The 12,397-nt window shown below is 73.0% G+C and carries 9 protein-coding genes and 1 riboswitch; of the genes, 5 read left to right on the top strand and 4 right to left on the bottom strand.

Features of this window, described 5'->3' with window-relative positions:
• Window positions 1-40 precede the first annotated feature (40 nt).
• Window positions 41-1,240, top strand: a complete 1,200-nt coding sequence (locus tag O7598_RS11450; protein WP_269691303.1) for an alpha/beta hydrolase family protein — start codon at window positions 41-43, stop codon at window positions 1,238-1,240.
• A 7-nt stretch (window positions 1,241-1,247) separates the two neighbouring features.
• Here the strand turns inward: O7598_RS11450 and O7598_RS11445 are convergent, their stop codons facing one another.
• Window positions 1,248-2,051: a PrsW family intramembrane metalloprotease gene (locus O7598_RS11445; protein ID WP_269691302.1), complete on the bottom strand. Its 804-nt coding sequence runs from the start codon at window positions 2,049-2,051 to the stop codon at window positions 1,248-1,250.
• Window positions 2,052-2,158: 107 nt separating this feature from the next.
• Window positions 2,159-2,365, top strand: a riboswitch (cobalamin riboswitch).
• A 123-nt stretch (window positions 2,366-2,488) separates the two neighbouring features.
• Here O7598_RS11445 and O7598_RS11440 point away from each other — a divergent pair.
• Window positions 2,489-4,843, top strand: coding sequence for a ribonucleoside-diphosphate reductase subunit alpha (locus O7598_RS11440; protein ID WP_269691301.1), 2,355 nt, complete (start codon window positions 2,489-2,491; stop codon window positions 4,841-4,843).
• Between the two features lie 23 nt (window positions 4,844-4,866).
• Window positions 4,867-5,862, top strand: coding sequence for a ribonucleotide-diphosphate reductase subunit beta (locus O7598_RS11435; protein WP_269694840.1), 996 nt, complete (start codon window positions 4,867-4,869; stop codon window positions 5,860-5,862).
• Window positions 5,863-5,910: 48 nt separating this feature from the next.
• Here the strand turns inward: O7598_RS11435 and O7598_RS11430 are convergent, their stop codons facing one another.
• From O7598_RS11430 to O7598_RS11420, 3 genes are read right to left on the bottom strand one after another with little or no spacing between them, the layout of a single operon-like run.
• Window positions 5,911-7,131, bottom strand: coding sequence for an MFS transporter (locus tag O7598_RS11430; protein ID WP_269691300.1), 1,221 nt, complete (start codon window positions 7,129-7,131; stop codon window positions 5,911-5,913).
• 39 nt (window positions 7,132-7,170) lie between these two features.
• The gene (locus O7598_RS11425) at window positions 7,171-8,610 is read right to left on the bottom strand and encodes a condensation domain-containing protein (RefSeq protein ID WP_269691299.1); all 1,440 of its coding nucleotides are present in this window, start codon (window positions 8,608-8,610) and stop codon (window positions 7,171-7,173) included.
• Between the two features lie 10 nt (window positions 8,611-8,620).
• Window positions 8,621-9,736 (bottom strand): glycosyltransferase, encoded by a 1,116-nt coding sequence (locus O7598_RS11420; protein ID WP_269691298.1) that lies wholly within the window; start codon window positions 9,734-9,736, stop codon window positions 8,621-8,623.
• A gap of 105 nt (window positions 9,737-9,841) precedes the next feature.
• Between O7598_RS11420 and O7598_RS11415 the strand changes: the two genes are divergently transcribed.
• Window positions 9,842-11,116: a DegT/DnrJ/EryC1/StrS family aminotransferase gene (locus O7598_RS11415; RefSeq protein ID WP_269691297.1), complete on the top strand. Its 1,275-nt coding sequence runs from the start codon at window positions 9,842-9,844 to the stop codon at window positions 11,114-11,116.
• Between the two features lie 41 nt (window positions 11,117-11,157).
• Window positions 11,158-12,372, top strand: a complete 1,215-nt coding sequence (locus tag O7598_RS11410) for an inositol-3-phosphate synthase (RefSeq protein WP_269691296.1) — start codon at window positions 11,158-11,160, stop codon at window positions 12,370-12,372.
• The last annotated feature ends 25 nt before the right edge of the window (window positions 12,373-12,397 follow it).

Here is a 12,397-nt window from a genome sequence, read left to right as displayed (position 1 = left end):
TATATACTCGGTGTCTAATCCAGACCGAGGAGGTCAAGTGATGACCGAGACACCAGTGACGGGACGAGGAATGACCCGCCGTGGCCTGGTCGGCGCCGCGTTGGCGGTGGGAGCCGGAGCGTCCCTCGGCGTCGCCGGCCGGGCGTCGGCCGCGTCGACCGGCTCGGAACCGGTCCGGCTCACCCTTCCCGCGCCGACCGGGCCGCACCCGGTGGGCACGGCCGCGCTGCACCTGGTCGACCGGTCACAGCCGGACCCGCTGGCCGGGCCGGGCCGGTTCCGCGAGCTGATGGTCAGCGTCTGGTACCCCGCCCGGCACGTGTGGCGGCACCCGCTCGCCCCCTGGATGACCGCGGCGTCGCTGCGCGCGCTGCTGGAGTCCAGCGGGTTCGCACCCGACGCGGTACGGGCGCCGCTGACGGCCGGCCACGAGGGCGCGCCGGTACGCCGCACCGCCGGACGGCTGCCGGTGGTGGTCTACTCGCACGGCGCGGGCAGCCACCGATCGGACACCACCATAGTGGTGCAGGAACTCGCCAGCCACGGGTACGTGGTGGTCACTGTGGACCACACGTACGACGGGCCCGTCGAGTTCCCGGACGGGCGGGTGACCGTCCGGGAGGACGACTACGACTCCACACCGTGGACCTACACCCGGGACGTCCGCTTCGTCCTGGACCAGATCGGCGTCCTCGCCGCCGGGGGCAACCCCGACGTCGACCACCGGCCGCTCCCGGCCGGGCTGGGCGAGGCGCTCGACCCGCACCGGATCGGCATGTTCGGCTGGTCGAAGGGCGGCACCGCGACCGCGCTCACCATGGGCGTTGACGAACGGGTACGGGCCGGACTGAGCTTCGACGGGCCGATGCTCTCGCAGCCTCGGCCCGCCACCGACCTGGACCGGCCGTTCATGCTGATGACCGCGGAGTACACCCGCGCCACGGAGCCCGCGGTCGCCGAGTTCTGGTCGCACCTGCGCGGCTGGCGGCTCAACCTCCAGGCCGCCGGCGCGCTCCACCAGTCGTACGGCGACAACCAGTGGCTGGTGCCGCAACTGGCCCGGGTCATCGGGATGAGCGACGAGGAGCTCGCGGGCTGGATCGGCACCCTCGACCCGGCCCGCGCGGTACGCATCCAGCAGGCGTACCCGCTGGCCTTCTTCGACAGGCACCTGCGCCACCGGGGCCACCTGCTGCGTGGCCCGAGTCGCGCCTTCCCCGAGGTGTCGTTCCTGCGGTGAGCCGGTGTCAAATGGGGGCCCCGCCTATACCGGAGGCGACAACAGGGGGCCCCTCCTTCGGCTCGCGGTCGAGGTGCAGGCGCAGCAGGAGCCAGCCGAGCGACACCGCGCCGATGAAGAGGTACGCGGCCGGCGTGCCGACCGTGTCCCAGCAGGTGTGCAGCGCGACCGCGGCGGCGAAGGTCAGCAGGAACGCGCCCAGCCGGCGGCCACCGGGCGCGGCGGCGAACGCGAACAACGCGCCGGCGGTCAGGCCCGTCCAGGACAGGTGCGCGGCGGGCGCGGTGAGGCCACGGATCAGCAGGGTCTGCTCCACCGCACCGAGGTTGCCCTGCGACCCGACCAACGTGGTGAACGCGTAGCCCATCGTCTCCAACGCCGCGAAGCCGGCGCCGGACGCCACCCCGATCACCAGCCCTTCGCCCGGCGTCCGGTGCCGCCGCCACAGCAGCAGGATGCCGACCGGCACGATCAGTTTCGCGGTCTCCTCGATCAGGCCGACGAACACCATCGGCAGCACGCCGAGCCGGCGCAGCGTGTCGAACTCCAGCCAACCGGCGGCGACCACGCCGATCACCCCGCCGAGGAAGGCGGCGAGACCGACCACCGCGCCCGGGACCCGCCACCGGCCCGACCGGCCCTCGGCGAAGGTCAGGAACGTGGCCGGGGCGACGGCGGCGCCGAGCACGATCAGCGCGGGTACGAAGTTGATGTTCCGGGTGCCGATCAGTGTCTCCAGCACCAGCAGGAACAGTCCGACGCCGACCAACAGAACCACGACCCACGCCCAGCGGCGCCCCGGATTCGCCATGCCGCCGAGTATCGTCGTCGCCTCCCCGCGGCGCCATTCCTGGGCTGAGACGTAGCCGACACGCGGACCCGACATCTGGTGTTTCCCGCGCACCACCACCGCCATATATGGTGTCTCCCGCAGCTGGTTCGGCCGCGTCCCCGGGGCGCGGACGAGGCAAGAGGGAACCCGGTGGAAATCCGGGACTGCCCCGCAGCGGTGAGTGGGAACGACCGCCGTCATCAGCACTGGGCCACCGGCCTGGGAAGCGACGGCCAGTAGGAACGAGTACGACGCCCGCGAGTCCGAAGACCTGCCAGCGCGCCGTGCGCTGCCGCGCGCGGCGGTCGACGGTCGCGCGGGACGACCGACGCCAGCAGCCGGGCCGGCTGTGCATGCCGTGCCCGTTGGCGTTCTCCCGCCGTCCGAGGCCATCGGAGTGACAGCGAGGAGAGGTCATGACGGTCGTACGGGAGAACCCCCCGGAGCAGCGCCGGCTGGCGATGCGGGTCCGCAAGCGGGACGGCGACACCGAGCCGGTCGACGTCAACCGGATCGTCCGGGCGGTCGAACGGTGGGTCGCCGACCTGGACGAGGTGGACCCGCTGCGGGTCGCCACGAAGACGATCAGCGGGCTCTACGACGGTGCGACCACGTCGGAGCTGGACCGGTTGTCGATCCAGACGGCGGCGGAGCTGATCGGCGAGGAGCCGCAGTACTCGAAGCTGGCCGCCCGCCTGCTGGCCGCGTACGTGGCCGAGGAGGTGCGCGGGCAGCAGGTAACGCGCTTCAGCGAGTCGATCGGGTACGCGCACGGGCTGGGGCTGGTCGGCGACGACACCGCCGCGTTCGTGGCCCGGCACGCCGACGAGCTGGACGACGCCGTGGACCCGGACGGCGACCTGCGGTTCGAGTACTTCGGACTGCGCACGGTGGCGGACCGCTACCTGTTGCGGCACCCGCAGTCGCGGCTGGTGGTGGAGACGCCGCAGTACTGGCTGCTGCGGGTGGCCTGCGGGCTGTCGCACACGCCGACCGAGGCGGTCGACTTCTACCGGCTGATGTCCCGGCTGGCCTACCTGCCCAGCTCCCCCACACTGTTCAACTCGGGTACCCGGCACACCCAGATGTCGTCGTGCTTCCTGGTGGACTCGCCGCGCGACGAGCTGGACTCGATCTACGAGCGCTACCACCAGGTCGCGAGACTGTCGAAGTTCTCGGGCGGCATCGGCATCTCCTGGTCGCGGGTGCGCGGCCGGGGCGCGCTGATCCGGGGCACCAACGGCCGGTCGAACGGCATCGTGCCGTTCCTCAAGACGCTCGACGCCGGGGTGGCCGCGGTCAACCAGGGCGGCCGGCGCAAGGGTGCCGCCTGCGTCTACCTGGAGCCGTGGCACCCGGACGTGGAGGAGTTCCTGGAGCTGCGGGACAACACCGGCGAGGAGTCCCGGCGTACCCACAACCTGAACCTGGCCAACTGGATCCCGGACGAGTTCATGCGTCGGGTCGAGGCCGACGAGGACTGGTCGCTGATCGACCCGTCGGACGCGCCGGAACTGCCCGACCTGTACGGCGAGGCGTTCGACGCCGCGTACCGGGCGGCCGAGAAGAATGCCGTACGCACGGTGCGGGCCCGGGACCTGTACGGGCGGATGATGCGCACGCTCGCGCAGACCGGCAACGGCTGGATGACGTTCAAGGACGCCGCGAACCGGCTGTCCAACCAGACCGGCGAGCCGGGCAACGTGATCCACCTGTCCAACCTGTGCACCGAGATCCTGGAGGTCAACGACGACACCGAGACGGCGGTCTGCAACCTCGGCTCGGTCAACCTCGGCGCGCACGTCACCGCCGGGGGCGTCGACTGGGACGGGCTGCGGGCGACGGTGCGCACCGCGGTGGTCTTCCTCGACCGGGTGATCGACATCAACTACTACCCGGCCGCGCAGGCCGCCGCGTCGAACCCGCGCTGGCGACCGGTCGGGTTGGGGCTGATGGGCCTGCAGGACGCGTTCTTCACGCTGCGCCTGCCGTTCGACTCGGCGGCGGCCCGGGAGCTGTCCACGCGGGTGCAGGAGGAGATCCTGCTGACCGCGCTGGAGACGTCCGCCGGGCTGGCCGAACGGTTCGGCCGGCATCCGGCGTACCCGCAGACCCGGGCCGCCAAGGGCGACCTGCACCCGGACCTGTGGGGCGCGGAGCCCGCGCAGCGCGACCGGTGGGCCGCGCTGCGGACCCGGATCGCCGCGCACGGGCTGCGCAACTCGCTGCTGGTGGCGATCGCGCCGACCGCCACCATCGCCTCGATCGCCGGCTGCTACGAGTGCATCGAGCCGCAGGTGTCCAACCTGTTCAAGCGCGAGACCATGTCCGGCGAGTTCCTCCAGGTCAACACGTACCTGGTGCGGGAGCTGAAGGCCCGCGGCCGGTGGACGCCGCAGGTCCGCGACCGGATCCGGCGCGCGGAGGGCTCGGTGCAGGGCCTCGACGAACTGCCCGCGGAGGTGCGGGAACTGTTCCGCACCGCGTGGGAGCTGCCGCAGCGGGCGCTGGTCGACCTGGCCGCCGCCCGCGCGCCCTACGTCGACCAGTCGCAGTCGCTGAACCTGTTCCTGAGCGCGCCGACCATCGGCAAGCTCTCCTCGATGTACCGCTACGCCTGGAAGTCCGGCCTGAAGACCACCTACTACCTGCGGTCCCGACCCGCCACCCGGATCCAGCAGGCCACCGTCACGCCGGTGCTCGCCCCGGTCGTCGACGCGGCGACGGCCTGCTCCCTGGAGAACCCCGAGAGCTGCGAGGCCTGCCAGTGACCACGACCGCCGAGAACCGACCCATGCTGCTCGACCCGGGGATGAACCTCACCCTGCGCCCGATGCGCTACCCGCACTTCTTCGACAGGTACCGGGACGCGATCAGGAACACCTGGACCGTGGAGGAGGTCGACCTGCACGCCGACCTGGCCGACCTGGACCGGCTCTCCCCCGCCGAGCGGCACCTGGTGTCCCGCCTGGTGGCGTTCTTCGCCACCGGCGACACCATCGTCGCCAACAACCTGGTACTCAACCTCTATCAGCACGTCAACTCCCCGGAGGGGCGGCTCTATCTCTCCCGCCAGCTGTTCGAGGAGGCGGTGCACGTCCAGTTCTACCTGAACCTGCTGGACACCTACGTGCCCGACGAGGCCGAACGGTTCGCCGCGTTCGCGGCGGTGGAGAACATCCCGTCGATCGCCCGCAAGGCCGAGTTCTGCTTCCGCTGGATCGACTCCATCTTCACACTGCGGGAGCTGCGCACCCGCGACGACCGGCGGGCGTTCCTGCTCAACCTGATCTGCTTCGCCGCGTGCATCGAGGGGCTGTTCTTCTACGGCGCGTTCGCCTACGTCTACTTCCTGCGCTCCCGAGGGCTGCTCAACGGGCTGGCGTCCGGCACCAACTGGGTGTTCCGCGACGAGTCGATGCACATGGCGTTCGCCTTCGACGTGGTGGACACCGTACGCGCCGAGGAGCCGGAGCTGTTCGACGCCGAGACGGAACGGCAGGTCCGGGAGATGCTCGCCGAGGCGGTGGAATGCGAGGCGCAGTTCGCCGAGGACCTGCTGGAGCAGGGCGTGTCCGGCATGTCGCCGGCCGACATGCGGCTCTACCTGCAACACGTGGCCGACCGCCGGCTGGCCGCGCTGGGCATCGCGCCGATGTACGGCAGCGCCAACCCGTTCGCGTTCATGGAGTTGCAGGACGTGCAGGAGCTGTCCAACTTCTTCGAGCGGCGGGTGTCGGCCTACCAGGTCGGCGTGACCGGCCGGGTCACCTTCGACGACGACTTCTGACCGTCGTCGGCGCCCCGGCCGTCGCGCACGCGGCCGGGGCGCGGGCGGTCAGGTCGCCGCGCCCTCGCCCGGCAGCGCGCGGGCCCGCACCGGCCCCATCAACGCCACGATGGCCAGCGCCAGCACGGCCACCACCAGGAACGCGGTCCGCAGGTTCAACGCGCCGGCGAGCAGGCCGATCACCGGTGCCGCGAGCAGCGCGCCCGGCCACTGCCCCATCGCCACCACCGAGACGCCCTCGCCGGAGGTGAGGCCGGGTTGCTCACCGGCGAAGCCGAGCACCGTCGGGGTCACGCAGGCCAGCCCGAAGCCGAGCAGCGCGAACCCGGCCATCACCGCGACCGGATGGGGGTACGCCACCGGCAGCGCCACCCCGACGGCGGCGACGAACGCGGAGGCCCGGACGAAGCGGATGCGGCCGATCCGGCCGGCCAGCCGGTCGCCGAACAGCCGGGCCACGGTGGCCGCAAGGGAGAGACTGGTGTACGTGGCGGCGGCGAGCACCGCCGCGGCGCCGGCCACCTCGGTGGCGTAGAGCGCGCTCCACTGCGCGCCGGCCATCTCGACGAACGAGGCGAGGAACGCGATCACCGCGAGCAGCAGCAGTTGCGGGGTGAACCGCTCGCGCAGCCCGCGCCGGGCCTCGCCGTCCTTCGTCTCCTGCCGGGGCGTGTCCGGCAGCCACCGCTGGGTGCCGATCAGCAGCGCGCCGAGCAGCACGCTGGTGACCGCCATCTGCGCGGACGGGGAGAGCCCGACCGCGGCGGCGCCGGTGCCGCAGAGCCCGCCGGCGAGCATGCCGATGCTGAAACCGGCGTGGAAGGTGGACAGGATCGGTCGCCCGTAGCGCTTCTGCACCTCCACCGACTGGGCGTTCATCGGGGTGGCCAGCAGGTTGGCGGCGAAGCCCCAGACCGCGAGCCCGGCGACGAGCGCCACCACGGTGGTGGAGGCGGCCAGCAGCGGCGCGTTGAGAAGGATCAGCGCGGCCCCGGCCAGCGCCAGCCGGCGGGTGTTGATCCGGCTGATCAGCACCGCGACCACGACCAGGGAGACCAACTCCCCCGCGTTGGTGGCGATGTTGGCCAGGCCCCAGCCGGTGTTGCCGACGCCGACCGCGTCGCGGACCTCCGGCACGCGGGCGGACCAGCCGCCGATGGCCAGGCCCATGATGACGAAGAGCAGCACCACCGACCAGCGGGCCCGTACGGCCGACGGGGGCGGCGCGGGCGACTCCGTCGCGTCCTGGTGCGTCGAGGTGTCCGTCATGGTCGTCGTACCTCTCTCGGATCGGTGACGGTCAGTGTCCTACCCCGTGGTGTGGTCGAGGAAGCACGCACCGTCAGGCAGGCGCAGCCGCGCCGGTGGGAGGCCGGGGTCGGTGACGAGCGCCGAGACCACCGCCACGTAGTCGTCGATCAGCCCGCCGACCAGGTCGTCGCCGAAGACGCCCCGGTTGCGGATGACGACGCCGCCGGCCCGGTCGTCGTCGACGACGACGATCGGCGAGCCCCGCTTCACCCAGACCGGCAGGCAGTCCGGCGGCACGTCGGCGGCGAGCACCGGTGGCGGGGTACCGGGCGCGGCCCGGGCGGTCACGTCGATCGGCTCGACCCGCAGCCCCGGGCCGCTCAGCACCGGCGAGGCGGACGCGGCGGACTGGAACCAGGCGTCGAAGAGGTGGTTGTCCGGCCACGGGCGCATCCGGGGGAAGTCCGGCCGGACCGCGCGGGCCACCCGGTGGAACGGGGCGGCGTGGTCGATCGCCCCGGCCAGCGCGGCGTGCGCGGCGGCGACCACCGCACGCATCGGCGCGTGCGGGTCGACCGTCGCCGGCAGGTAGACATTGTTGGTGAACTGCCCGATGAGCTGCCGGGACAGCGGGCTCTCCCGCCCCAGCGTGGTGGTGCCGAGCACCATCCGCCGCCGCCCGGCCCGCAGCGACAGCAGCACCAGGTAGGCGGCGAGCAGCAGCACGTACGGACTGGTCCGCTCCGCCCGGGCGGCCGGGCGCAGCCACGCGGTGATCTCCGGCGGGAACGCGAACCGGGTGGCGACCTCGGCGCTGAGCGCGACGTCCGGCGCGGGCGCGGGCGCCGGGAAGAGCTGGTACGGCTCGACCGGGCGCAGCCGCTCACCCCACCAGCCGGCCCGGGTGGCGGCGTCGATCCCGCCCCCGGCCAGTTCCGCCTCCTGGAGCGCGGCGATCCCGGCGAAGTCCACCCCGAGCGGCGGCTGCGGGTCGACCGCGCCGAGCCGGGCCGCGTACGCGTGGCACAGGTCCTCCACGAACACCCGGCAGGACCAGCCGTCGGACACCATGTGGAAGAAGCAGAGCGCCAGCACGTGCTCGGTCGCGGAGAGCCGGATCAGCGCGGCCCGCCACAGCGGCGCCCGCCCCGGGTCGAACGCCACGTTGCGGTGCTCGTACGCGATCTGCTCGACGCGGGCCCGCTGCTCCCGGGGCGGGAGTCCGGTCAGGTCGACGTACTCCAGCGGCGAGTCGACATGCGGCAGGATGGTGACGGCCGGGTCGGCGCCGATCCGGTCGAACCGCATCCGCAGCGCGTCGTGCCGGTCCACCACGTCCTGCATGGCCTGTCGCAGCGCGTCGACGCGCAGCGTGCCGCGCAACCGGCGGAACTCCACCACCACGAGCCGGGCGTCGCCCGGGCGGTCCGGGTCGAGCGCGGTCATGAACTCCCACATCATCTGCTGGCTGGGCGCCAGCGGCAACGTCGTCGGCACGTCCGCCTCCTCAGGCCGCCACCGGCTGCGCCGGCGTCGGGTCGACCGGTTGGTAGTCGGCCTCGTCCGGTGCGCGGAAGCCGGTGAAGAGCAGGTCGGGCCGGCGCAGCCGGAGCGCGGTGACGAACGCGGCGCCGTCGAACAGCGTCTCGACCGCCACGCAGGCCACCGACTCGGCCACCGCCCGGGGGCCGCGGTCGCCGCCGAGCCGGCCGGGTGTCTTCGCGGCGATCACCGCCGCCGCGACGGCCGGCACCGCGAGCAGGCTGCGCCCGCCGCTGCGCCGGGCGGTGAGCAGCCCGGCCAGCGCGGTGACGGCGAGCGTGCTGGCGGTGTTCAGCACGAACCGGCGCCGGTGCGGATGGGCCAGGCAGAGCCACTGCTCGGAGCGGCCGTAGGTGGTGAACCGGTAGGCCGCCGCGCGAAACGTGTCGGCGACGCCGGTGTCGTGGGTGACCACCCCGTCCGGCTCGGCGAGCAGCACGTAGCCGGCGTCGGTCAGGAGCAGCCCGAGGTGCAGGTCCTCCCCGCCGATCGGCATGGGCGAGTCCTCCGGGAACCCGCCGACGGCGTCGAACGCGGCGCGCTTCATCGCGGTGTTCGCCCCGGCGCCCCAGGAGACCCGCTCGTGGTGCAGCGGCCGGGTCAGGTCGCCGAGCAGCAGGTAGGAGCGGCTCATCACGCGGAAGAAGGCGCCGTCGCCGGGCTCCACGAGCACCGGGCCGGTGACGCCGGCGACCTCCTCGCCGCTGGCGCGCAGCCGGGCCGCGTACCGGGTGATCAGGTCGGCCGGCACCCGGCAGTCGGAGTCGGTGAAGAGCAGCAGGTCGTGGCGGGCGTGCCGGACGCCGAGGTTCCGCTTGGCGCCGACGTGCCGGGGTCCGCGCACGTAGCGGGCGCCGTACTCGGCGCAGGCGGCGCGGTGCGCGGCGGCTGCGGCGGGCGCCGAGTCGTCGACCACCACCACCTCCACCGGCTCGGGACAGTTCGGGGCGGCGTCGCGGAGGCTGCGGAGCTGGCGGCGCATCTCCGGCACCCGGTCCTTGACCGGGATGACGACGGAGACGCCGCGCGTGACGGCGCGGGGTTCGGTCGGTTCGCCCACGGGCGATGCGGATCGGCTCATGTACGGAGCGTCGGCCACATCGATACAGGATCGATACACGGCAACCGTTGACGCAGATATCCGTCGTGTACCGCCGGTGTATCGACGGGCATCAAGGTCTAACCCATGACGACCTCCACTCCGCTCGACCGGCGGCTCGCCGTCGACGGCGGCCGGCCGGTCCGTCCACCGGACCGCCCGTGGCCGCGCTGGCCGATCCCCGCACCGGACGCCGCCCGCAACCTCTCCGCCGTGCTGCACGGCGGGCGGTGGGCGATCAGCAGCCCCGCCGTCGGTGACGGCGAGCTGTTCGAACGCCGCTTCGCCGCCGACTTCGCCCGCTACGTCGGCACCCGCCACTGCGTACCCGTCGACCACGGGTCCAGCGCCCTGGTGGTGGCGCTCGAATCGCTCGGCCTCGGCTACGGCGAGACCGTGCTCGTGCCGGCGCTGACCTGGACCGCCTCCGCCACCGCCGCACTGCGCGCCGGCCTGGTGCCGGTGCTCGTCGACGTGGACCGCGACACCGGCTGCGTCGGGCCCGACGACCTCGACCTGTCGGTGGACCCGCGGGCCGTGGTGGCCGTGCACTGGGCCTCCAACATGGCCGACGTGCCGGCGCTCGACGCGGTCACCGGGCCGCGCGGCATCTCGATCGTGGAGGACAGCGCGCAGGCGCACGGCGCCACCTGGCAGGGCCGCCAGGCCGGCTCACTCGGCCGGCTCGGCTGCTTCAGCTTCCAGCACGGCAAAGTCCTCACCTGCGGGGAGGGCGGGGCCGTGGTCACCGACGACGACACCCTCGCACCGATCCTCCAGGAGCTGCGGGCCGACTCGCGCCGCTACCGGGACGACCGGACGCCGCCGGGCGAGCTGGACCTGGAGGAGAGCGCCGGCGTGCAGGGCGCCAACTTCTGCCTGGGCGAGTTCTCCGCCGCGGTGGCCTGCGCGCAACTGGCCACCCTGGACGCGCAGCACGACGTGCGCAACCAGAACTACCGGCTGCTCACCGAGCTGCTGGCCGGCGTCGACGGCGTCCGGCTGCTGCAACCGGCACCGGGACAGACCCGCATCTCGATCTACGAGGGCACGATCGTCCTCGACGAGCTGCCCGCCGGCATGGACAACGCCGCCGTGGCCGCCGCGCTCACCGCCGAGCTAAGCAAGCGGTTCTACTGCACCGACGAGCCGCTGCACCGCAGCCGACTGCTCCAGCCGTGGACCAAGCCGCTGCTCGCGCCGCTGGCCGAGCGCTTCGCCGCGATCCACGCCGACCGCGCCTACCCGAAGACCGAATGGCTGGCCGCGCACACCGTCCAGACCCACCACAGCACCTTCCTCGGCAGCGAGCAGGACATGCACGACGTCGCTGCCGCCGTCGCCAAGGTGCTCGCCCGCTGATCGGCGCCACCGTCGGCGCACCCACCAGAAGGGACCATCCCGTGACCGTCACCCAGCGTGAGACCTCGCACAACCCGACCTCCGAGGCCGACGGACCCGTCGGCGTGTGGCTCAACGGCGCCCGCGGCTCGGTCGCCACCACCGCGATCACCGGCCTGCTGGCGCTGCGCGCCGGCATGACCGACTCGACCGGCTGCGTCACCGACACCGGCATGCTGCGCGACGCGCCGCTGGCCGACTGGACCGACATGGTGGTCGGCGGGCACGACATCGTCGACACGCCGCTGGAGAAGAAGGCCGAGTCGCTCGTCGACTCCGGGGTGATCCCCGCGCCGGTGCTCGCCGCCGTGCGCGGCAGCCTGCCCGCGGTCGAGCGCGACCTGCGCACCGGGTACGACGCGCGAACCGAGACCGGATCGCTGGCCGACGTGATCGACCGGCTCGCCGGTGACATCGAGGAGTTCCGCGAGCGCCACGGGCTGTCCCGGGTCGTCGTGATCAACGTGTCGTCGACCGAGCCGCCGGTCGACCACCGACCCGAGTACGACGACCTGGACGCGCTCACCCGCAGCCTGGCCGACCCGGACGACAAGGTGCTGCCGGCCAGCTCCGTGGTCGCGTACGCGGCGTTCCGCGCCGGATGCGGCTTCGTCGACTTCACCCCGTCGACCGGCGCGCGGCTGCCCGCGCTGGAGATGATGGCGCAACGCGAGCGGGTGCCGTTCGCCGGCTCGGACGGCAAGACCGGCGAGACGCTGCTGCGGACCGCGCTGGCGCCGATGTTCACCTGCCGTGCCCTGCACGTGCTCTCCTGGGCCGGGGTCAACCTGCTCGGCGGTGGCGACGGCGCCACGCTGGAGGACCCGCGCAACGCCCGGAGCAAGCTCAGCTCCAAGTCCGGGGTGCTGCCGGCGCTGCTCGGTGAGGACGTCACCGCCCCGCTGCACATCGACAACGTGCCGGACCTCGGCGACCACAAGACCGCCTGGGACCACGTCTCGTTCGAGGGTTTCCTCGGCGTGCGGATGTCGATGCAGCTGACCTGGAGCGGTGTCGACTCCACGCTGGCCGCCCCGCTGGTGCTCGACCTGGCCCGGCTGACCGCCGCGGCGCACCGGGCCGGGCACGTGGGCGCGATCGAGGAGCTGGGGTTCTTCTTCAAGGACCCGATCGGCTCCGACGAGCACGCGCTGGCCGAGCAGGCGCAGGTGCTCTCCACCTGGGCCGGCGGGCTGGACGGCCGTTCCGCCGACTGACCGTCGTCCCGGCCGCCGGCGCGGC

This window comes from Micromonospora sp. WMMC241 (genome assembly GCF_027460165.1).
Classification (GTDB): Bacteria; Actinomycetota; Actinomycetes; order Mycobacteriales; family Micromonosporaceae; genus Micromonospora; species Micromonospora humi.
The sequence above is the reverse complement of the archived record's forward strand: the minus strand, read 5'-3'. Positions and strand labels throughout refer to the sequence as shown.